This is a genomic window from Aurantiacibacter aquimixticola (assembly GCF_003605475.1).
Lineage (GTDB): Bacteria > Pseudomonadota > Alphaproteobacteria > Sphingomonadales > Sphingomonadaceae > Alteraurantiacibacter > Alteraurantiacibacter aquimixticola_B.
The window spans coordinates 1,704,573-1,726,287 of the sequence record NZ_RAHX01000001.1; the positions used below are offsets into that span (position 1 = coordinate 1,704,573).

The window sequence follows — 21,715 nt, forward strand, 5'->3', positions numbered from 1 at the left end:
GCTTCGGAACGAACTATGGCCCGGTCGTGTAGGTAAATCGTTCGGGTTCACCTCGGTGGCCGACAATGGACCACCCTCTGACGGCCGGATTTCCAACCCGCAAAGGACACGCACGCCGAAGGTCGCTCTGCTCCGCCCGCCGGATCGAAATCGACGCTGGATAAATCGCCCGCGCCGCTAGGCCGCGGCGGATCGAGTGCCTATCGTCGGGCGCATGGGCGCAACCATCGACATCGGCACGGACGCACACGGCACGCCTGTGCCTATCGATGTCGAGGAATTGCTCGCCACGCGGCTGCTGGTGCAGGGCAATTCGGGCAGCGGGAAATCGCACCTGCTGCGCCGGCTGCTCGAACAAAGCGCGGGGCTGGTGCAGCAGGTGGTGATCGATCCGGAGGGGGATTTCACTTCGCTCGCCGACCATTTCGACCATGTGGTGATCGAGGGCGCGAATTATTCGCCGCGCGAGATCGAGGCACTGGCTGGACGCATCCGCCAGCATCGCGCCAGCGTGGTGCTTGCGCTTGAAGAGCTCGAGGTCGAGCAGCAGATCCGCTGCGCCGCGCAATTCCTAACTGCGCTGTTCGATGCGCCGCGCGAACATTGGTATCCCGCGCTCGTTGTGGTGGACGAAGCGCAGATGTTCGCGCCCTCCGCCGCGGGTGAGATGGCGGAAGACACGCGCCGCATGACGCTTTCCGCCATGACGAACCTCATGTGCCGCGGCCGCAAGCGTGGCCTCGCGGGTATCGTTGCCACGCAGCGTCTGGCCAAGCTCGCCAAGAACGTCGCAGCAGAAGCCAGCAACTTCCTGATGGGGCGCACCTTCCTCGATATCGACATGCAGCGCGCGGCGGACCTGCTCGGCATGGACCGCAAACAGGCCGAGCGTATCCGTGATCTGCAGCGTGGGCATTTCCTCGGCCTCGGCCCGGCGGTCAGCCGCCGCCCGGTCGCCGTGCATATCGGCAGCGTGAAATCAGGCGGAAGGAATGGGGCAAGTGCGCTCACCCCGCTGCCCCAGGCCGATGCGGAGGAAATGGGCGCGCTGCTCCATGGCGGGCTGGCGGAGGAAGCGGCAGAGCCGGTGCGCACGCCGGCGCCCCGTCCGCCTGCGCCCGATCTCGACACTGTGGCCGAAGCGATAGCCGCAAAGGGAGACAGCGCACCTGACGATACGCAGGAACATCCTCGGCCCGTGTCGGCAGGGAGCGTCGACGATGTGCTCGCCGCCATGCTGGCAGAGGAAGGCGCGAGCTTCCGGCAAGCAAGCGCGCTGTTCCGCGATTTCGCGACGCGTTGCCGAGAGCGCGGGGTGCCTAGCGCGCATATCGACATGCCCGCCTTCCGCCGCCTGTTCGCCTTTGCCAGCGCCGGGGTCGCGCGGCTGGACGATGGGCAGCGCACTGCGGTGGAGCGAATGGCGCAAGACGTCCCTGAAGACGTGCTCGCGCCCTATCTCGCCATCGTGGTCGCCGCCGCCGAAGGCCGCCGCGCGCCCGACGAGGACACGCTCGCTCGCGTCTACGGCACCGCCAGCCCGGGCCGCATTCGTCGCCTGCTCGAACATCTTGAAAAGTGCGGCCTGATCGCCGTCCACGAGGATTTCGGCGGAGAGCGGACAATCACGGTGCCGGGGATCGAGGCGGTGGCGGCTTAGAACGGCCAGTCAAATCGCTTCGCTTGCGCGGAACTGGTCTCAACTGTAACGGCTCGGCCCGAAGGAGATTCCCCATGCGCATCGGCTGTCCACGCGAAATCAAGAACCGCGAATATCGCGTCGGCCTGACGCCGGAAAGCGCCGGGGAACTCGTCATGCACGGCCATGAAGTGTGGATCGAAACCTGTGCTGGCGAAGGCATCGGCGCGTTCGACGATTCCTATCGCGAGCGCGGTGCCAGAGTGATCGATACTGCCGAGGAAATCTTTGCCGAATGCGAAATGATCGTGAAGGTGAAGGAACCGCAGGCGGAGGAAATCGCCCGACTGCGCGAGGGACAGGTGCTCTACACCTATCTCCACCTCGCTCCCGATCCGAAGCAGACCGAAGGCCTCGTCAAATCGGGTGCGACCTGCATCGCCTACGAAACCGTCACCGGGCGGCGCGGCGGACTGCCGCTGCTCACCCCGATGAGCCAGGTTGCCGGGCGCATGAGCATCCAGGCGGGCGCGACCGCGCTGGAGAAAGCGCATGGCGGGCGCGGCGTGCTGCTGGGCGGCGTACCGGGCGTGATGCCGGGCAAGGTCGTCATCATCGGTGGCGGCGTGGTCGGCTTCAACGCGGCACAGATGTCCGCCGGGCTGGGCGCGGACACCGTGATCATGGATCTCGACCCGACAGTGCTGGAAAAGGTCGGCACCCATTTCGAAGCCCGCGCCAGCACGCGTTTCGCGTCTCGCGCCAATGTCGAGGAATCGGTGGCGGAAGCGGATCTGGTCGTCGGCGCGGTGCTGGTGCCGGGGGCCGCCGCACCCAAGCTCGTCAGCCGTGATATGTTGAAGACCATGAAGCCCGGCGCGGTTCTGGTGGACGTGGCCATCGATCAGGGCGGCTGCTTCGAAACGAGCAAGGCGACCACGCATGACGATCCGACCTATGTGATCGACGATATCGTGCATTATTGCGTCGCCAACATGCCGGGCGCGGTCAGCCGGACAAGCACCTATGCGCTCAACAATGTCACCCTGCCCCACGCCCTGCGCATCGCCGATCTCGGCTGGAAGCAGGCGATGAGCCTCGATCCGCATCTGGCGCAGGGTCTGAACGTCCATGCCGGGCGCGTGACCTATCCCGCCGTGGCGCGCGAACTGGGCTACGACCTGCTGTCGATCGAGGACGCGATCGCCTGACGCTAGGGGCGTTCTCAACCGAATCGTAAGCACGCGGATTAATGTCGCTCTAAGCCAAATACCGTAATGTCCCCCGATGGAATGGGGAGTTCGCGTCTGGTTGAAATGGGTGCTGCTGGCAGCGCTTGCCGCCGTGTGGATGCCCGCCAGTGCCGCCGCGCAAACCGCGCCTGCATCCCCTGTCGAGCGCTGTCACGCGGCGAGCACGGTGGACACGCCGCTGGCATCCTCTCTCACATCGCTTCGCTGGAACTGCACCGGTTCCGCGCCATCGCACACGCCGGAAAGGGTGATCCTGCGCTTCGACGCCAGCGTTTATGGCGGCGCAGATGAGCGTCCGCTCGAACTTACCACGCGCCGCGCTCCGCTCGAGACTCTGCACATCCTCGTGGAGGCGGATGACGGGTCTATGCGGATGGCCAGCTATGCGTATGACGACATGCGTCCGACGCTGCACGATGCGGATGTGGCGGCGAGCGTGCCGCCGCTCTTCGACGCCGCGAAATTCATCTACGTCGCCTTCGATGCCCCGACCAATGCGATGACGCTTTCGGAAGCGCGCCTGGCGGAGGAAGGCGTGGCCATGTCGGCCGACGAAATCCTCACGCTCTTGTGGCTGGCCGCATTGTGCGGCGCTCTTGCCATGCCGCTGATCTTCAATGCGTCGGCATACCGGGTGCTGCGCGAACCCTTCGTGCTCTGGCACGCCGTCCTCTCGCTTGCGCTGCTGTTCACCGTCATTCTCGATTCCGGCTTCAGCGCGCATCTCTTCGGCTGGCCCCCCAGCATGCTGAGCGCGCTCAATTCGTTGTGCGTCGGCGTGTCGGTGACGGCGGCGGGGATGTTCTGCCACAGCTTCGTCGAACCGGGTCGGATGAGCCCGGCGCTGCGGCGCGCGATACCCTTCGCCGGCCTGTGGACGCTGCTGGTGACCGCCTGGCATGTCTCGGCCCCGTTCGCGCTTCGCCCTGTCCATACCGAGCTTTTCCACCTGGCCTTCGTCCCGGTGCTATCGCTTTACCTGGCCGCGCTTGTCAGTGCACTCCTGCGCGGCAGCCGGGCGGCGCGCTTCCAGCTTATCGGCTGGCTGCCGCTCCTTATGGTCGGCGCGGTGCGCATCGGCAGCCAGACAGTGCCGGACATTGCTCCAGCCGACGTCCAGACGCTGTTCTATATCGGGTGCTTCGTCGAAGTGGTGGCGACCGCGCTGGGTGTCGCCGATCGCTTCATGATCCTGAAACGCCAGCGCGACCGGGCCCGCGCCAAGGCGAATGTGCTGGAAGAGGTATCGGAACGCGATACACTGACGGGCCTCTACAACCGCCGCATCGTCGAAGGCCGCTTCGATGAATTGCGCCGGCAGGGTTTCACCACGCTCGCCGTGATCGATCTCGATCATTTCAAGTCGATCAACGACACCTTCGGCCATGCCCAGGGCGACGAGGTGCTGCGCAGCGTTGCGGGAGCCCTCGAAGGCGATGACGACACGACAGCCATGCGCATGGGCGGCGAGGAATTCGTGCTGCTGCTGCGCGGCGAGAATGCCGAGCAACGCGCCGAGGACAGGCGCACGGCCATCCCCCGCGCCGTCGCCCGCGATACCGGCCTGCCGACCCGCGTCACGGCCAGCATGGGGCTGGTTGTGGCTCCGATCGCGACGATGCCGAATGCCAGTTTCGAGCAACTCTACGCCCGCGCTGACCGACTGCTCTACGAGGCAAAACATGCCGGCCGAGACCGGACGATGAGCGAGCGTTTGCAGGCTTTCAGTCCGCTGGCCCGGAAGGCCCGCAGCCCGCAGGACCGCGCCGCGGCGTAGAACTAGCGCGCCGTCGCCCAGCCGCCTTCGGGCATGAACGGCGCCGCCACTTCGCCCGGCACGCGCATCAGCTTGCCCGTGGCCTTGTCCACCATCGCCCAGGTCGTTTGCGCACGCACCAATTCCTTCCCTTCGGTATCGGTGAATGTGAAATGGCGCACGAAACGAGGCCCGCGCGGCCCCTCGTGGATCGCCGTTTCACCGGTGGTCTCCTCGCCCTCCACGATATTGCCGCGATAGTCGATCTCGTGCCGCAGGACGAGCCAGACATAGAGGTCGCGATCTTCCTCGCGCGCATCGCGCTCCCAATGTTCGCCGGACAATTCCTCCATCCAGCGCAGCCAGACCGCATTGTTCACATGGCCGTTCACGTCGATATGCTCAGGCCGCGCAACAAAAGTGCGCGCGTAAGTGTTGCTCACTCCTCCACCCCCAGCTGCCAGAGGATGAAGGCCACTTCCTCCGCGGTTTCGCGCAGGCCCTCGAACCGGCCCGACTTGCCGCCATGGCCCGCGCCCATATTGGTCTTGAGCAAGAGAATGCGGTCGTCGGTCTTCAGCTCGCGCAGCTTGGCCACCCATTTGGCGGGCTCCCAATAGGTCACGCGCGGATCGTTGAGCCCGGCGGTCACCATCAGCGGCGGATAATCCTGCGCCGTCACCTGGTCGTAAGGCGAGTAGCTGAGGATGTGGGTGAAGGCCGCCTTGCTCTCCACCGGATTGCCCCATTCGGGCCACTCACCCGGCGTAAGCGGCAGGCTTTCATCGAGCATCGTGTTCAGGACATCGACGAAGGGGACGTGCGCCACCACCGCGCCGAACAGCGCCGGATCCTGGTTGATGACGGCGCCCATCAGCTCGCCGCCCGCAGAGCCGCCGCTGGCACTGATGCGCCCCTCGGCGGTGTAGCCGCGCTCGACCAGCCCACGTCCGACATCGACGAAGTCGTTGAAGGTGTTGGTGCGCTCTTCCATCTTGCCTTGCAGATACCATTCGCGCCCCAGATCGTCCCCGCCGCGAATATGCGCGATGGCATAGGCGACACCGCGATCGACGAGGCTCAGGCGGCTGGTGGAAAAGCCCGGCGGCACGGCATAGCCATAGGCGCCATAGGCGTAGAGATGCAGCGGCCCGCCCATCGCGCGATCCGCACGGTAGAGGATGCTCACCGGCACCATCGCCCCGTCGCGCGCGCGCACCTGGATGCGCTCCACCCGGTATTGGGAAGGATCGAAGCCGGAAGGGATTTCCTGCACCTTCAGCGTTTCCAGTTCGCCGCTCGCCACATGGTAATCGTAGACGGTGTCGGGCGTTATCGGGCTTTCATAGCCGAGCCGCAGGCGGTCCACCGCATATTCAGGGTTGTTGCCGAGGCCCGCCGAATAGGCGGCTTCGGGAAAGGTGATCGCCCGCATCTGCGACGGTTCGCCATATTGCCGGATCTGCACCTGATCGAGCCCGGCCAGCCGCCCTTCGGTGACGTAGAAATCGGCAAACAGGTCGAAATCGGTGAGGTAGAACTCGTCCGATCCGGCAATCAGCGTCGTCCATTCGCCCGGGCTCGCGAGCGGCGCGGTGACGAGGCGGAAATTGACGTGCTGATCATTGGTCAGGACGAACAGCGTGTCGTCGCGGACGTCGACTTCGTATTCGACGCCGGTCACCGCTTCGCGCACGACAGTCTGCTCGCCCAGCGGGTCGCCTGCCGGGATCAGGCGCACCTCGCTCGTCTCGTTGTCGCCGGTCGCCAAGATCAGCCAGTCCTTCTGCGCCGAAAGGCCGGGCGATACGGTGAAGCCGGTGCGCTCTTCATGGAAGATCTGCGTGTCCTCGCCGGTCTCGCCCAGCCGGTGCGCGAAGATGCGGTCGACGCGCCAGTTCTCGTTCGCCCGGCCATAGACGATCATGCTGTCGTCTGCCGCCCAGACGAGGCCGGAATTCACGTTCGCAATCCGGTCGGGCAGCAATTCGCCGGTCTGCAGATCCTTGATGAAGCCGGTGTAATACTCGCCGCCCGTCGTGTCGGTCGAGTAAGCGAGATAACGCCCGTCCTCGCTCACCGAAAGCGCGCCGAGGCTGAAATATTCCAGACCATCGGCCAGCGCCGGTCCGTCGAGGATCAGTTCGCGCGCATCGGAGCCTGCCCGGCGGCGGTAATATTTGCGATATTGCCCGCCTTCCTCGAATTCGGACCAGTATTCGTACTCCCCATCGCGCTGCGGCACGGTGGCATCGTCCTCCTTGATGCGCGCGCGCATTTCCGCGAACAGCTCGTCCACCAGCGCCTGCCGCCCCGCCATCTGCGCTTCGAAATAGGTGTTCTCGGCGCGGAGATATTCGAGCACGTCCTCGTCGTCGATCTCAGGGTAACTCTGGTCGCGCAACCAGTTGTAGGGATCGGAAATGGTGATGCCGTGTCGCGAATATTCGTGGGGGCGCTGCTCGGCGCGCGGCGGCTGGATGCTGGTGTCGTAATTCGCTGTCGATCTCACGGGCTGGCTGTCGCTTTCTTGCGCAAGTGCGGGAGTGGAGACGGCAAGTAGGGCCGCGAGCGCCCAGATGAAACTCGTAAATCGCATATCGTGCCCCCCTCAGGAACGGCTCGCCCCGCATGACTGGAAAGGGGCAGAGCGAAGGTCTATGTTCGGCGGCGTAAATCAAAGAATACCGAGTAGGAAAGCGAAAACACGCCATGCTGATGCAAACTCACGAAGCCCGCCTGTCCGCCCTGAGGGAGGAGCTCGCCCGCCGCGAGCTCGACGGTTTCGTGGTGCCGATCAGTGATGAGCACCTGTCCGAATATGTCGGCGACTATGCCCAGCGCCTCGCCTGGCTGACCGGCTTCGGCGGCAGCGCTGGCGGCGCGGTCGTCCTGAAGAACGACGCGGCGATGTTCGTCGACGGGCGCTACACCATCCAGGTGCGCGACCAGGTCGACGGCAAGCTGTTCGATTACAAATCCGTGCCGAAAGACACGATGGGCGACTGGATTGCCGAAAAGAGCGCCGAGGGCGCGCGCATCGGTTTCGACCCGTGGCTGCACACGCGCGGCTGGGCGCAGGCGATGGAAAAGCGCCTTGCCAAAGCGGGCGTTGAACTCGTCGCGGTGAACGGCAATCCGATCGACGCCGTATGGGCCGATCAGCCAGAACCTTCCCCTGCCAAGGCCTTCGTGCAGGACGACGAACTGGCAGGCCGTTCGAGCGCGGAAAAGCGCGCCGAGATCGCCGATTGGCTGAAGAGCGAGAAGCTGGACGCGGTGGTTATCAGTGCGCTCGATTCGGTCGCCTGGACGCTGAACATTCGCGGCGCGGACGTATCGCATACGCCGGTCGCGCTGAGCTACCTCATGGTGCAGGCGGACGGCACGGCGGATTGGTTCATTGCGCCCGACAAGGTGCCGGGTGAAGTCGCCAGCGCGCTCGGCAATGCGGTGCGCATTCGCCCGAAGGACGGATTTTCCGATGCCTTTGCCGCACTCGCCGGAAAGCGCGTCGCCGCCGATCCGGAGCGCAGCGTGTATGCGATTTTCGACCGGCTGGACGAAGTCGGCGCTCAGATCGCGCTCGAGACCGATCCCGCGGTCCTGCCCAAGGCGATCAAGACGCCCGCCGAGCAGCAGGGCCACCGCGACGCGCAAGCCCGCGACGGTGCAGCCGTCAGCCGTTTCCTCCACTGGCTCGAAAACGAAGGGCCGAAGGGAATGGTGGACGAGCTTTCCGCCGCCGCGCGCCTGCACGATTTCCGCAAGGAAAACAGCGAGCTCGTCGATCTCAGCTTCGACACGATCTCGGGCGCGGGCTCCAACGGCGCGCTCTGCCACTATCGGGTGAGCGAGGAGACGTGCCTGCCGCTCGAGCCGAACAGCGTCTACCTCGTCGATAGCGGCGGGCAGTACCGCGACGGCACGACCGATATCACGCGCACCGTCTGGATCGGCCCGGACGCGCCACCGCAGGAAGTGAAGGATCGATTCACTCGCGTCCTGAAGGGCCACATCGCCCTCGATACGCAGACCTTCCCCACCGGCACGCCGGGCAGCGCGCTCGACGTGCTGGCGCGGCAATTTCTTTGGCAGGCAGGCGTCGATTACGCCCACGGCACCGGCCACGGCGTCGGCGCCTTCCTCGGCGTCCATGAAGGCCCGCAGCGCATCGCCAAGGGCCGCGGCGGGCAGGCCGGCACCGATCAGGAGCTGATGGCCGGCATGATCCTTTCCAACGAGCCCGGCTATTACAAGGCGAACGAATACGGCATCCGCATCGAGAACCTGGTGCTGGTGGAGCAGCGGCAGATCGAAGGCATGGAAGGCGAGTGGCTCGGCTTCGAAACGCTGACGCTGGTGCCGATCGATCGCACGCTGGTCGACAAGGCAATGCTAAGCGAAGCCGAAATCGCCTGGTGGGACGATTATCATGCGAAGGTTCGCGAGGTGCTTGCGCCGAAACTCGATGGCGAACAGCTCGCATGGCTCGAAAAGGCCTGCCAGCCGCTCTGATCGGTCGGACAATGTCCCCTTCCCGTCCTTTCCTCGCCCCTCATCGAAACGGCGGATGAACGGCCTCTCCGGCGCGCGACAATTTGCGACAAAAGACGCGTTTCTGGGCAAAACCCTGCGACATCGGCACCCTAGAACGGCTCTCATGGAGCAGCGGGGTGCCGATCATCCCCTCCTCCCCTTCAAGACGGCACCCCGTTGCTCTACCCACCCAATACGGAGAGCAAAAACATGAAAAAGACCCTGATCATCGCCCTCGCCGCGACCGGCCTGACCGTCGGCGGCACCGCCATCGCCCAGGACATGCAGCGCGGCGGCGACACGACCCGCGCCGAAGCACAGGAACGCGCCGCAGAGCGGTTCCAGCGCATGGACGCCAACAATGACGGCCAGCTCGACGCCGCCGACCGCGAAGCCAAGGCGCGCGAGCGGTTCGCCGAAGCCGACGCCAACAATGACGGCATGCTGAGCTTCGAGGAAATGCAGGCAAGCCGTGAAGAGCGACGCGCCAATCGGCAGGAACGCCGTGCCCAGCGCGGAACCGAAGCCGGTGAACGCGAAGGCCGACGCGGCCGCATGGGTCGCCGCGGCAATCGGGGCGAGCGCATGCTCGGCAATGCCGATGCCGATAACAATGGCGTGATCTCGCAGGCGGAATTCACCGCAGCGGCGATGACGCGCTTCGATCGGGTCGATGCCGACAGTGACGGCATCGTCACTGCCGAGGAACGTCGCGAGCAGCGCGGCGAGCGTCGTGGCGGACGCGGCCGCCGCTAATGTCGGAAGAGCAGATCAAACTGCTGCTGGTGGATGACGAAGCCAGCCTGCGTGAACCCCTGGCGGAATATCTGACCCGCCAGGGGTTCGACGTGCGCGAAGCCGAAGATGCTTCCAAGGCGCGCGCCGCGCTGCTCGATTTCACACCGCATCTGGTTCTGCTCGACATCATGATGCCCGGCGAGGACGGCCTGGCGCTCTGTCGGCACCTTACCGAGGCAAGAGACCTGCCGGTCATCCTTCTCACCGCCAAGGGCGAGGCGACCGACAGGATCGTCGGCCTCGAAATCGGCGCCGACGATTATGTCACCAAGCCATTCGAACCGCGCGAGCTGGTCGCCCGCATTCGGTCCGTCCTGCGGCGGATAGGTAAGGGTGCGAACAACGGCGACGCTGCGAATGAAGCGCATTACGAATTCGACGGCTGGCGGCTGGATCCGCTCAAGCGCCGTCTGGCCGATCCCGATGGCACGGTGGTGCCGATCTCGTCGGCGGAATTTCGCCTCCTCGTCGCTCTGCTCGAGCATCCCGGCCAGGTGATGGACCGGGATCGCCTGCTCGACCTGGTGCAAGGGCGCGAGGCGCATCTTTTCGATCGCGCGGTCGATAACCAGGTGAGCCGCCTTCGGCGCAAAATCGAGGAGGACTCGCGCGATCCAAAGCTGATTCAGACTGTCTGGGGCGGTGGCTACCGTCTGGCAGCCGAAGTACGCCGCGTCATGCCGAGCAACGGCTGACGTACAGTATGCGCCGATTCCTGCCGAAGAGCCTACTGGGCCAGATGCTGCTGGCCGTCGCGCTCGCGCTGCTGGTGGCGCAAGCGCTGTCGGCTGTCCTGCTTTATCGCGCCGAGCAACAGCGCAGCGAAGCGGGCATCGTCAACGCGCTGGCCTTCCAGCTGATCGCCGAACCCCGGCGCGAGCGTGGGCGCGAGCGAATGCGGCGGCGCGCGGTCCGCACGCTGGAAAATGCGGACATTCGCGAAGGCTGGCGCGCACCGGGACGCGAGGCGGCACTGCGCAGCGTGCTGGAGCGTGAGGGCGTCGTAATCGCGGAACTGGTCGTGGTCATAAGGCCGCCCGACGCGGCGCGAGCTCTGGCCGCCATCGATGGCCTCGATGCGCAGCGTATTCGCCCCTGGCTTGAACGCGACAGCGGCGTCGTTTTCGCCGGTCTCAAGCGCGAAGGCGAGGATCGCTGGCGCATTGCCCGCGTGCCGCAACCGCCGCCCGGCAGCCGAGCCTTGCGTGGCATAGTGCTCCAGACACTTATCCTTTATCTCGTGCTCGTGGGCGGCCTCGCTCTACTGCTGCGACGGCTGACCCGCCCGCTGGCAGCACTTACGAAGCGCGTCGAGACATTCGGAGGGATGCTCGATGCGTCGCTCGCTCCGCTGCAGCCGGAAGGCCCGCAGGACGCCCGCCGCCTGATATCCGCGCACAACGCCATGGAGGCGCGGATCGCCGCACTGCTGGACGAAAAGAACGTAATGCTGGGCGCGATCGGCCACGACCTGAAAACACCGCTGGCCGCCTTGCGCGTGCGGATCGAAGGCGTCGAAGACGACGCAGAGCGCGAGCGGATGGCGGCCACCATCGAAGACATCACCTCGTCCCTCGACGACATTCTCTCGCTTGCCCGCGTCGGCAGGCCGACCGATCCGGTGGAGCGCACCGACCTCTCGGCGCTCGTGGCCGGTGTGGTCGAGGAATATGAGGATATGGGCGAGGACGTGGCCCTCGGTCGCATCGACAAGGTGGCACTGCCACTGCGCGCAACCTGGCTTCGCCGTGCCATCCGCAATCTCGTCGGCAACGCGCTGCGCTACGGAAAGCGCGCGCGGATCGCCGTGCTGCACGAAAATGGCAGCGCCGTCATTCGAGTCGCAGATGCAGGGCCGGGCATTCCCGAGGACAGCATCGCGGCCATGCTCGAACCCTTCGCCCGGGGGGAAACCTCGCGCAATCGGGAAACGGGCGGCGCGGGTCTTGGCCTGACACTTGCGCGCGCGATTGCGGAGCAGCACGGCGGCACGCTGACGCTGGCCAATCGCATTGGCGAGAATAGCGACGTCGAAGGATTGCTTGCCGAGATCAGCCTGCCGCTCGGCTAGACCAGAAATCGAACGCCTGCTTTTGCAGCCGCTCGACGAAGCCCCGCGCCTTTGTGCCCGTCCATTCACCCGTATAATCGCGCCGACCAGTCCACCAGCCTTGCCCCGGCAACCCATCGCTTTCGCGCACGACAAGCACTGCAAGTTCCGGCTCGCCAGCCTCGGCGGCAGCGCGGTCCACCGCATCCAGCGTCTTGCACAGCGCCCGCATCTTTGGCCGCGTGAACCGATAGCCGAGCTTTCCCAGCGCTTCGGAATAGCTGAGCGCGCGGCCATCGCGCGCCGCATCGCGCACCATTTCGGTTACACGCGCGACATCGTGCAGCGCACTCCAATCGTCCGGTTTCGCCAGCCCGCATTCATCCAGAAATTCGGCGAGCGAGCGGTCCATGTCAGCGCATCAACCCGCCGATAATATTTCGCACGAAGGCGGTCGCGCCGGTTCGCATCGGATTGGCGCGCGATTTCTTGCCCAGCGCCGCGGCAACGGCGATGGAAGTCAGCGAACCTGCCGCGGCGCGCACCGCCGCCTTTCCGGATTTCTCCCACAGGGAGGTGGACTTGCGCTCTCGCTTGGCGACCTCATCGCGGCCCTTCGCCTCGACCTCCTGCGCCGTTTCGGCGGCGTCCTCGGTTTTCTTTGCAAGCACCTCTTCGGCACTTTCGCGGTCGACCGCCTCGTCATATTTCCCCTCGTAAGGGCTGACCGATTGGATGATTGCGCGTTCCTTGGCGCTGACCGGCCCCAGCCGGCTGCGCGGCGGCTTGATCAATGTGCGCTGCACGATCGTCGGCGCACCCTCCTCGTCCAGCGTGCTCACCAGCGCTTCGCCCACACGCAGTTCGGTAATCGCGGTCTCGACATCGAGATCGGGATTGATGCGAAAAGTTTCCGCCGCTGCCTTGATCGCCCGCTTGTCGCGCGGAGTGAAGGCCCTCAGGGCGTGCTGGACGCGGTTGCCCAGCTGCCCGGCAATTTCCTCCGGGATGTCGATGGGGTTCTGCGTGACGAAGAACACGCCCACACCCTTTGATCGGATCAGGCGGACCACGCGCTCGATAGTATCTTCCAGCGCGTCCGGCGCATCGTCGAAAAGCAGGTGCGCCTCATCGAAGAAGAAGACCAGCTTCGGCTTTTCGGGATCGCCCACTTCCGGCAGGGTCTCGAAAAGTTCGGCAAGCAGCCAGAGCAGGAAAGTGGCGTAGAGTTTGGGGCTGCGCATCAGCTGGTCTGCCGCCAGCACATTGACGGTGCCGCGCCCGTCCTCATCGACATGCAGGAAATCGGCGATTTCCAGCGCCGGTTCGCCGAAGAACTTGTCCGCCCCCTGGCTCTCGAAACTCAGCAACTGGCGCTGAATGGCGCCGACCGACTGTTTCGAGACGTTGCCATATTCGCCCGACAACTCCTTGGCATTGTCATAGGACCAGGCGAGGATCGCGCGAAGATCCTCGAAATCGAGCAACAGTAGGCCGTTCTCGTCCGCATAGCGGAAGACGATGTTGAGCACGCCCTCTTGCGTTTCATTGAGATCGAGCAGGCGAGAGAGCAGCAAGGGCCCCATTTCGGACACCGTGGTGCGGATCGGGTGCCCCTGCTCGCCATAGAGGTCCCAGAACACCACCGGATTGTCCGAATAGGCGTAGTCGTCCATGCCGAGCTCCTTCGCCCGGCCTTCCAGCTTGTCGGCATGCTTGAAGTTCGGCGAGCCGGGCATGGCGATGCCGGAAAGATCGCCTTTAACATCGGCCACGAAAACAGGAACACCGTGCGCAGAGAAGCTTTCCGCCATGCCCTGCAGCGTCACCGTCTTGCCCGTGCCGGTCGCGCCCGCAATCAGGCCGTGGCGGTTGGCGCGGGAGAGATCGAGCGCCTGCCGATTGCCGTCCAGATCGTTGCCGAGAAAGATATCCGCCATTCGCCCGCCTATTCGATTGTTGCCGTAATGCGGCACCGACCGTAGAGCCGGGCGGATGGATGGCAAGACCCCCTTCGTCCTGCTCGACGATGCGCGCGCCGATGGTGCGAGCGACGCGCAATATTATGCCGCGCCGCGCGAGGTCTTCGTGGCGCGCGAGCCGAGCGAGGTCGAGGAAGTACTGAAAGCGTCCGAAGCGGCGCAGAAAGCTGGCGGCGGTCATCTGGCGGGCTATATCGCCTATGAAGTCGGTCTGGCGCTGGAAGAGCGGTTGCAGAGCCTCGCATCCGGCCGCGGTGGAGCCGATGGACCACTCCTCTGGCTCGGCCTATTTGACAGCGTCGAGATCATTCCCGCGAACGAAATGCCGGACTGGCTTGCCACGCGGGCGCAGGGGCAGGCCAGTATCGGTCCGATGGGTCCGCAGATTTCGCCCGGCGCCTATTGCGAGGCGTTCGATCGCCTGCAGGACGCAATCCGGGCCGGCGATGTCTACCAGGCCAATCTCACCTTTCCGCTTGCCGGCCCGGCGAACGGCGATCCACTGGCGCTGTATGCCGCGATCCGGCCGAGCGCGGAGGCGGGTTACGGCGGACTGATCTTCGACGGGTCGCATTTTCTGCTCAGCTTCAGCCCGGAACTGTTCGTGTCGCTCAAGGGACGGGAAGCGAAGGTGAAGCCGATGAAAGGCACACGCCCGCGCGCCGCCGAGGAAGGCGAGGACGCAGCCATTGCCGAGGAGCTGGCGACATCGGTGAAGGACAAGGCCGAAAACCTGATGATCGTCGACCTGATGCGCAACGATCTCAGCCGAGTGGCCGAAGCAGGTAGCGTGCGGGTGGAGGATGCCTTCGCGGTCGAAAGCTATCCCACCGTGCACCAGATGGTCAGCACGGTGCGCGCTCGCCTGGCAGACGGACACGGCGCGATGGACATGGTGCGTGCGCTCTTTCCCTGCGGCTCGATCACGGGTGCGCCGAAGATCCGCGCAATGGAATTGATCGCCGAGGTCGAGCGCGATGCCCGCGGCCCTTACTGCGGCGCGATCGGGCGCATCGGGCCGGACGGGGATGCGGCTTTCAATGTCGCGATCCGTACCATCCGCCTCACACCGGGAGAAAACGCGCGGCACAAGGTGACGCTGGGCGTCGGCGGCGCGATCGTGGCCGACAGCGATGCAATGACGGAATGGCGCGAATGCCTCGTCAAAGCCGCATTCGTTCGCGGCGCGGCGGGCGGGCACGACCTGATCGAGACCATGCGCTTCGAGGCTGAAAACGGGATCGTATTGCTTGAATTGCATCTCGAGCGAATGAAAGCGAGCGCCGGCGAGCTGGGCTTCAGCTTCGACCGGCACGAGACGCGCAATCGCATCCAGGCGCTCTGTTTCGAACTTGAGCAGGATGCAAAGGTACGACTGGTGCTGTCCCGCTCCGGTGCCATCACGCTGGCGAGCGAACCGCTGCCGGAAGCTCCGCCAAACCCTGCGCCCTGCATCGCGCTGCCGCATCCCACCGTCGCGCATGACTGGCGATTGCGGCACAAGAGCACGGACCGCCACTTTTACGAGAATGCGCTCGAAGCGGCGCGTGAGGCAGGCGCCTTCGAAGCGATCCTGGTGCGCGAAAACGGTTTGGTGACGGAGGGCAGCTGGACAAACATCTTCGTGCGAGCCGATGATGGCACACTCCTTACCCCACCTGCCGATCTCGGCCTGCTACCGGGTATTTTGCGCCGCTCCCTCATCGAAAGCGGCGAAGTGCGCGAGGCCGAGTTGACGCTGAGTGATCTTGCCGGCGGCTTCTTTATCGGCAACGCCCTTCGCGGCCTGCAGCCAGCCGAACTGAAATGACGGACATATCCGTCCTTTACGAAGACGGCGAAGCGCTCGTCATAGACAAGCCTGCCGGTCTCCCGATCGAACGGCCACGCCGTGGCGGGGCCAGCCTGGAAGATCACGTCGAAGCGCTGAAACTGGGCTTCCAGCGCGCGCCCGTCGCCGTGCACCGGCTCGATACCGATACGTCCGGCTGCCTGCTGCTTGCGCGCAATCCGAAGGCGCTGAAACGCTTCAACGCGGCCTTTCAGGACAAGCTGGTGGGCAAGACCTATCTCGGTATCGTTGCGGGAGCGGTGCAGGACGATGAGGGGTCGATCGACCTCGCGCTAAAGAAGATCAGCTCGAAAGAACGCGGCTGGCGGATGATCGTGGCGCGGGCGGGCAAGCCCTCGATCACGCACTGGACCAAGCGGGCCGAACTGCAAGGTGGGCTCACCCTTGTCGAGTTTCGCCCCGAAACTGGCCGAACGCACCAAATCCGCGTCCATGCGGAACACGCCTTCGGCTATGCCCTGCTCGGCGATCCGGTCTACGGGCACAAAGATGCGCGCGTCGGCCGGACAATGCTGCATGCAAGCGCGCTCGTCGTCGAGCGGCCCGGAAAGCCCGACATCACTGCACAGGCCCCGCTGCCAGAGGATTTTGCGAGGCTGGGCGCGGGCTGATGAGCAAGACGCTCGACCGGGCGAACGCCATCGCAGAAGAGAGCTTCATCGCCGCCTCGGGCCCTGGCGGGCAGAACGTCAACAAAGTGGCGACGGCCGTGCAACTGCGCGTCAATATCTACGCGCTCGGCCTGTCGCCGCGCGTATTTCACCGTTTGAAGGACGCGGCTGGGAATCGTCTGAATACCGCCGGCGAGATCGTCATCGATGCTCGGAATCACCGCACGCAGGAGGCCAATCGCCGCGAGGCGCGCGAAAGATTGGCAGAGCTGATCGAAAGCGCGCTGAAAGAGCCGAAGAAACGCGCGAAGACGCGGGTCAACCGTGTCGGCAAGCGCAAGCGCCTCGCCAGCAAGAAGGCGCACGGCCAGAAGAAGGCCCTGCGCGGCAAGGTCGACCTCTAAGACAGCGCGGCGGCGCTTGACTTTTAACCGATTCTCTAGCAGAGGCGCGCACCGTGAGGGCGGCGCCGTGCGTCGCCCATGTTTTTTCGGGCCGCTGAGGCCTCTCAAACCTTTACGAGACAGACCATGGCGAAGCCCGCAACCATCAAGATCCGCCTGAACTCGACCGCGGATACCGGCCACTTCTACGTTACCAAGAAGAACCCGCGCAATCACACCGATAAGTTCGTGTTTCGCAAATACGATCCGGTCGCGAAAAAGCACGTCGAGTACAAGGAAGGCAAGATCAAGTGATCTGCCCTTCGCGGCGCATCTGAAAAGTGCTGCGATCAAGCTGAATGCCGGGAACGCGCCGGGTTCACCGATGGTTCAACGCTCCATGACTATTTGCAGGAGCATGAACGCTTTGAAACGCATTATCTCCAAGCCCGTCGCCGCCGCCATTTTCGGTGCTGCGACGCTTGCCGTTCCCGCCTCGCTGGCTGTGCCGGAGGCACCCGCCGTCGCCAGCACGCAGGCGAACGACCTGGATCGCGCCGTGCGCGCTCTTCGGGCGATCACCACCATGCGCGCCGATTTCGTGCAGACGGACCGCGCCGGCAACGCCCTTCGCGGGGAACTGACGCTGCGCAATCCGGGCCGTATCCGCTTCGAATACGACGGCGATACCAATATGCTCGTCGTGTCCGATGGCCGCGCTCTGACGCTCGTCGATTACGATGTAAGCCAGGTCGAACGCTGGCCAATCAGCAATTCGCCATTGGGCGCGCTGCTCGATCCGGATCGCGACATGCGTCGCTACGGCACCTTGCAGTCTTCGGGCAGCGACAATGTGATCAGCGTCCTCGTACGCGATCCCAATCGCCCCGAATTCGGTACGATCACGCTGATCTTCCAGGAAAATGCCAACGCACCGGGCGGTTTGCAGCTCGCGAGCTGGGTGGCGCTCGATTCGCAGAACACCCGGACGACGGTTCGCCTGCGAAATCATCGCTACGGCATGTCCGTGCCTAACAGCGCGTTTACCTATCGCGATCCGCGCCGTTCGTCCCGTCGCCCGGGATAAACGGACGCGCGGCGGTGCGTTGTAAATTTGCGACAAGCGCCTGTCGAAAAACGTTGGAGAGTCGAGCAGGTCGGCTTACTTTGCAGATACAGGACGTGGTGAGGCGGGTTTCCCCCCTGTTGCCTTAGCCTCGAAAGAGCCCGGCCTGCGAAGCGTGACGAACGCTCGATAATGAACCCCCGCCGCAATGCCCCCGCGGTGGGGGTTTTTATATGCAGCGACGAGCCCACGGGCCTTGCCGCCCGCCGCGCCGCTCCCTATCCCCCGCGCCATGCTTTCTGTCGCCACCTGGAACATCAATTCCGTCCGCCTGCGCATGCCCATCGTAGAGCGTTTCCTGAAAGAAGAAGCGCCGGACGTCCTCTGCCTGCAGGAAATCAAGTGCCAGGAGGACCAGTTTCCCTACAAAGCGTTTGAGGCGCTGGGGTACGACCAGATCGCGGTCCACGGGCAGAAGGGCTATCACGGCGTCGCCACGGTCAGCCGCGTGCCGCTGCGCGAATTCTCGCGACATGACTGGCAGGATAATGGCGAGGCGCGCCATGTCGGTATCGAGCTGCCCGATCACCAGGGAATGGTGGTCGAGAATGTCTACGTCCCCGCGGGCGGCGACATCCCGGACCGCGAGCAGAACGTGAAATTCGGCCAGAAGCTCGATTTCCTCGAGCGGATGACGCGCTGGGCGGACAAGGTGGATCGCCCCACGCTGATCGTCGGCGATTTCAACATCGCGCCCCTCGAAAGCGATGTCTGGAACCACAAGCAATTGCTAAAGGTCGTCAGCCACACGCCGGTAGAGGTCGACACGTTGCAGCGCTTCAAGGATGCGCATGGATGGACCGATATCGGACGCGAGCACATTCACGACCCGGAACGCTATTACAGCTGGTGGAGCTACCGCTCGAAGGACTGGAAAGTGAACGATCGCGGACGGCGATTGGACCATATGTGGGCAAGCCCTCAGTTGGCGGCGCAGTCGACCAGGCACTGGCTGCGCGAGGATGCGCGCGACTGGGAAAAGCCGAGCGACCACATCCCGCTGATCACGGAGTTCGACATCTGAGCGAGCGGGCGTCTCCTACAAGGCGCGTTGCGCAGGCGGTGGACGCGCTGCGCCATGGCTGGCCGGTGCAGGTGGGAAGTTCGCCTGCGCTGTTGCCGGTTGAAACGGCTCCGAACCGCGCTGCCGCCTCGCGGCGCCTGCTCATCAGCGCCGCGCGGGCAGAAACCCTCAAGCTCACCAACCAGCGCGAGGCAGCCGGCGGGCACGCGCCAGTGCTGATGCGCGCGCCGGAACTGCTAGACCTTACGGGGGCGCTGCCGATCGCCGATCCCGCGCTCGACCTTGCCAATCCGCTCAAAGGCCCGTTCCGCGCGGAACCGCTGGAATGGCAGGACGAAGCGGTGGCTGCCATGGCGCTGGCCCGGATTGCAGGCGTGCTGCCGGCATTCCTGGTCGATCCCCGACCGGAGGGCGAAGCGGTTGCGCTCGAGGCGGGCGATCTGGCCGAATGGTCTTCGCCAGACAATCTCTCGATAGCTACCCGCGCGCACCTTCCGATCGCGCGCGAAGAAGAGGCCGAGATCGTTGCCTTTCGCAGCGTCGACGACATGCGCGAGCATGTGGCGCTGATATTGGGGGCGCCGCATTCCGACCGGCCTCCGCTCGTCCGACTGCATTCCGAATGCCTGACGGGCGATATCTTCGGCAGCCTGAAATGCGATTGTGGCCCTCAACTTGACGGTGCGCTGGGCGCGATGAGCGCGGAGGCGGCGTGGGATGGCTGGGGCGTGCTTCTCTATCTGCGGCAGGAGGGCCGCGGCATCGGCCTTGTCAACAAGCTGCGCGCCTATCGCCTGCAGGATGAAGGGGTGGACACACTGGAGGCCAATCGCCGCCTCGGCCTGCCCGAGGAAGCGCGCGACTTCCCGCTCGCGGCGCGTATGCTGGATTTGTTGGGGGTCGGCTCTATACGGCTGATGACGAACAATCTCGAAAAGGTGGTCGCGCTGGAGGATGCGGGCGTGAAAGTGATTGAGCGCGTGCCGCACGAATTGCCTGCCAACCCGCACAATGTCCGCTATCTCGCCACCAAGCGCGACCGGGCGGGCCATCTGCTCACATGAGCTGTTCGATCCGGGACGAAGCGGCTTGCGATGCGGATGCCATACGTGGCGTCGTCGAGCGGGCCTTCGCGGGCCACGCCCACTCGGACGGGACCGAGCCGGACATCGTGGAACGCCTGCGCCGCGATCGCTCACCGAGCGTCTCGCTGGTGGCAGAGGATGCCGGTAACATCGTCGGTCATATTGCCTTCTCGCCGGTGACCATAGACGACGGCGCGATCGGATGGTTCGGTCTGGGCCCGGTCTCGGTCGACCCGTACCGGCAGGGTGAGGGCATCGGCAGCGCACTGTGCCGTCACGGACTGCTGCGTATCAGGGAACAAGGCGCGATGGGCTGCGTGGTGCTTGGCGATCCCGGGTTCTATGCCCGCTTCGGATTCGCTTGCGATCCTGCACTCACCTTTCCGGGCGTGCCGCCGGAGTATTTCCAGCGTCTGCGCTTCGGCGGGCGGGCACCGCGCGGCGAAGTGACTTACGCGCCCGCTTTCGGCTGAACCCAGCGCCCCAGCGCCTCGCCCATCTTAACGCTGTCGCCCGCCGACAGAGCGGCATCCCATTCGACCCGGCCCGGCTCGAACAGCAAGACCACCGTGGAGCCGAGAAAGAAACGGCCCATCTCGTCACCCGCTGCAAAACGGTGCTCACCTTCCGCGAATGTCGCGCTGCGTACGCGCGGCGCATGCGCGTGCTCGCGTCCGCCCCAGACCGTTTCGATGCCGGCCACGATCATTGCACCGACCATGACGCTCGCAAAACTGCCATGTGGTCCATCGAACATGCAGGCGAGGCGCTCATTGCGTGCGAAGAGGTCGTCGACATTCTCCGCCGTTACTTGGTTCACGCTGAACAGGTCGCCCGGAACGTAGATCGTCCCGAGCAGCTCGCCCGCGGCGGGCATATGCACCCGGTGATAGTCCTTCGGGCTGAGATAGATTGTGGCGAAGCTGCCGCCGTTATAATGCTCCGCAAGCGCAGGATCGCCGCCGAGCAGCTGGGTGGCCGTAAATTCGCGACCTTTCGCCTGAAACACGCGGCCCTTCTCGATCCGCCCGATCTGGCTGATCGCGCCGTCGGCGGGCGAGAGCACATGCGTGTCGGCATCGGCGAAGGGCCGGGCACCGGGCTTCAGCTCGCGCGTGAAGAAGTCGTTGAAGCTTGCATAGGTCTCCACGGGGCGCGCTGCTTCGCTCATGTCGACATCGTATGCGGCGATGAAGCGGCGGATGAGGCGATCCTTGATCCATGGCTTTTCGGACTTGGCGAATTTGCCGGCGAGCCGGGACACCGCGTGGTGCGGCAGCGCGTGCTGCAGTCTGATGAAAGAATTCGACATGGAAAGTGCCCCTAGCGCAGCTGGCTGTCCTTGGAACCGCGGCGATTGATCGACGAGTGGCGCAACGTGCTGTCCCTGCCCGCCTGGCATTCGACACAGGTGCGTACCCCGGGCACAGCCATGCGGCGCTTCTCCGGAATATCTTCCCCGCAAATATCGCAATATTCCGCGCTCTCGCCACGCGGCAAACGTGCGCGAGCGGCGGCGACCGCATCTTTTACACTATCGTCGATCTGGTCCTGAACCGCGCCATCGCGCGCCCATCCGCCTGCCATTGCAAAGCTCCTTTGCCCCCCAACGGGCGT

General features: G+C 64.7%; 21 protein-coding genes. 15 read left to right on the forward strand and 6 right to left on the reverse strand.

The window, feature by feature from the left end; all coding sequences use genetic code 11:
- Window positions 1-214 precede the first annotated feature (214 nt).
- From D6201_RS08575 to D6201_RS08585, 3 genes are all read left to right on the forward strand, one after another.
- Window positions 215-1,660 carry a helicase HerA domain-containing protein gene (locus tag D6201_RS08575; RefSeq protein WP_120048410.1) on the forward strand — a complete coding sequence of 482 codons (1,446 nt, stop codon included), beginning with the start codon at window positions 215-217 and terminating at the stop codon, window positions 1,658-1,660.
- Between the two features lie 74 nt (window positions 1,661-1,734).
- On the forward strand, window positions 1,735-2,850 hold the full coding sequence (ald, locus tag D6201_RS08580; protein ID WP_120048411.1) for an alanine dehydrogenase: 1,116 nt from the start codon (window positions 1,735-1,737) through the stop codon (window positions 2,848-2,850).
- Window positions 2,851-2,926: 76 nt separating this feature from the next.
- On the forward strand, window positions 2,927-4,669 hold the full coding sequence (locus tag D6201_RS08585) for a sensor domain-containing diguanylate cyclase (RefSeq protein ID WP_120048412.1): 1,743 nt from the start codon (window positions 2,927-2,929) through the stop codon (window positions 4,667-4,669).
- Between the two features lie 2 nt (window positions 4,670-4,671).
- Here the strand turns inward: D6201_RS08585 and D6201_RS08590 are convergent, their stop codons facing one another.
- Together D6201_RS08590 and D6201_RS08595 are read right to left on the reverse strand one after the other, a co-directional pair.
- Window positions 4,672-5,091, reverse strand: a complete 420-nt coding sequence (locus D6201_RS08590; protein WP_120048413.1) for an acyl-CoA thioesterase — start codon at window positions 5,089-5,091, stop codon at window positions 4,672-4,674.
- The gene (locus D6201_RS08595) at window positions 5,088-7,247 is read right to left on the reverse strand and encodes a S9 family peptidase (RefSeq protein WP_120048414.1); all 2,160 of its coding nucleotides are present in this window, start codon (window positions 7,245-7,247) and stop codon (window positions 5,088-5,090) included. The genes D6201_RS08590 and D6201_RS08595 overlap by 4 nt, the downstream gene beginning before the upstream one ends.
- Window positions 7,248-7,360: 113 nt before the next feature.
- Between D6201_RS08595 and D6201_RS08600 the strand changes: the two genes are divergently transcribed.
- The 4 genes from D6201_RS08600 to D6201_RS08615 all read left to right on the forward strand — a co-directional run bounded on the left by D6201_RS08600 (window position 7,361) and on the right by D6201_RS08615 (window position 12,056).
- Window positions 7,361-9,166 (forward strand): aminopeptidase P family protein, encoded by a 1,806-nt coding sequence (locus D6201_RS08600; RefSeq protein ID WP_120048415.1) that lies wholly within the window; start codon window positions 7,361-7,363, stop codon window positions 9,164-9,166.
- A 231-nt stretch (window positions 9,167-9,397) separates the two neighbouring features.
- A complete protein-coding gene (locus tag D6201_RS08605) occupies window positions 9,398-9,943 on the forward strand; it encodes an EF-hand domain-containing protein (protein ID WP_120048416.1) in 546 nt (181 codons plus the stop codon).
- Window positions 9,943-10,680, forward strand: a complete 738-nt coding sequence (locus D6201_RS08610; protein ID WP_120048417.1) for a response regulator — start codon at window positions 9,943-9,945, stop codon at window positions 10,678-10,680. Before D6201_RS08605 ends, D6201_RS08610 begins: the two co-directional genes overlap by 1 nt.
- Before the next feature lie 8 nt (window positions 10,681-10,688).
- Window positions 10,689-12,056: a sensor histidine kinase gene (locus D6201_RS08615; protein ID WP_120048418.1), complete on the forward strand. Its 1,368-nt coding sequence runs from the start codon at window positions 10,689-10,691 to the stop codon at window positions 12,054-12,056.
- Here D6201_RS08615 and D6201_RS08620 read toward each other — a convergent pair.
- Together D6201_RS08620 and D6201_RS08625 are read right to left on the reverse strand one after the other, a co-directional pair.
- Window positions 12,037-12,447: a ribose-phosphate pyrophosphokinase gene (locus D6201_RS08620; protein ID WP_422664697.1), complete on the reverse strand. Its 411-nt coding sequence runs from the start codon at window positions 12,445-12,447 to the stop codon at window positions 12,037-12,039. The genes D6201_RS08615 and D6201_RS08620 overlap by 20 nt on opposite strands.
- 1 nt (window position 12,448) lies before the next feature.
- Window positions 12,449-13,975, reverse strand: a complete 1,527-nt coding sequence (locus D6201_RS08625; RefSeq protein WP_120048419.1) for a helicase HerA-like domain-containing protein — start codon at window positions 13,973-13,975, stop codon at window positions 12,449-12,451.
- Window positions 13,976-14,030: 55 nt separating this feature from the next.
- On the opposite strand from D6201_RS08625, the gene pabB reads away from it, so the two are divergent.
- From pabB to D6201_RS08665, 8 genes are all read left to right on the forward strand, one after another.
- Entirely contained in the window at window positions 14,031-15,827 is a 1,797-nt protein-coding gene (gene pabB, locus D6201_RS08630; protein WP_120048420.1) for an aminodeoxychorismate synthase component I, read from the forward strand.
- Window positions 15,824-16,480 (forward strand): RluA family pseudouridine synthase, encoded by a 657-nt coding sequence (locus tag D6201_RS08635; protein WP_120048421.1) that lies wholly within the window; start codon window positions 15,824-15,826, stop codon window positions 16,478-16,480. Before pabB ends, D6201_RS08635 begins: the two co-directional genes overlap by 4 nt.
- On the forward strand, window positions 16,480-16,884 hold the full coding sequence (arfB, locus tag D6201_RS08640) for an alternative ribosome rescue aminoacyl-tRNA hydrolase ArfB (RefSeq protein WP_120048422.1): 405 nt from the start codon (window positions 16,480-16,482) through the stop codon (window positions 16,882-16,884). The genes D6201_RS08635 and arfB overlap by 1 nt, the downstream gene beginning before the upstream one ends.
- 126 nt (window positions 16,885-17,010) lie before the next feature.
- Window positions 17,011-17,178 carry a 50S ribosomal protein L33 gene (gene rpmG, locus D6201_RS08645; RefSeq protein WP_120048423.1) on the forward strand — a complete coding sequence of 56 codons (168 nt, stop codon included), beginning with the start codon at window positions 17,011-17,013 and terminating at the stop codon, window positions 17,176-17,178.
- Window positions 17,179-17,281: 103 nt separating this feature from the next.
- Window positions 17,282-17,950, forward strand: a complete 669-nt coding sequence (locus tag D6201_RS08650) for a LolA family protein (RefSeq protein ID WP_120048424.1) — start codon at window positions 17,282-17,284, stop codon at window positions 17,948-17,950.
- A 271-nt stretch (window positions 17,951-18,221) separates the two neighbouring features.
- A complete protein-coding gene (xth, locus tag D6201_RS08655) occupies window positions 18,222-19,013 on the forward strand; it encodes an exodeoxyribonuclease III (RefSeq protein WP_120048425.1) in 792 nt (263 codons plus the stop codon).
- A gap of 38 nt (window positions 19,014-19,051) precedes the next feature.
- Complete coding sequence (gene ribA, locus D6201_RS08660; RefSeq protein ID WP_242447491.1) at window positions 19,052-20,077, forward strand: GTP cyclohydrolase II; 1,026 nt, start codon at window positions 19,052-19,054, stop codon at window positions 20,075-20,077.
- Window positions 20,074-20,571 (forward strand): GNAT family N-acetyltransferase, encoded by a 498-nt coding sequence (locus D6201_RS08665; protein WP_120048426.1) that lies wholly within the window; start codon window positions 20,074-20,076, stop codon window positions 20,569-20,571. Before ribA ends, D6201_RS08665 begins: the two co-directional genes overlap by 4 nt.
- On the opposite strand, the gene asd is transcribed toward D6201_RS08665, so the two are convergent.
- Window positions 20,550-21,410: an archaetidylserine decarboxylase gene (gene asd, locus D6201_RS08670; RefSeq protein WP_120048427.1), complete on the reverse strand. Its 861-nt coding sequence runs from the start codon at window positions 21,408-21,410 to the stop codon at window positions 20,550-20,552. The genes D6201_RS08665 and asd overlap by 22 nt on opposite strands.
- A gap of 11 nt (window positions 21,411-21,421) precedes the next feature.
- The gene (locus tag D6201_RS08675; RefSeq protein WP_120048428.1) at window positions 21,422-21,685 is read right to left on the reverse strand and encodes a DksA/TraR family C4-type zinc finger protein; all 264 of its coding nucleotides are present in this window, start codon (window positions 21,683-21,685) and stop codon (window positions 21,422-21,424) included.
- Window positions 21,686-21,715 lie beyond the last annotated feature (30 nt).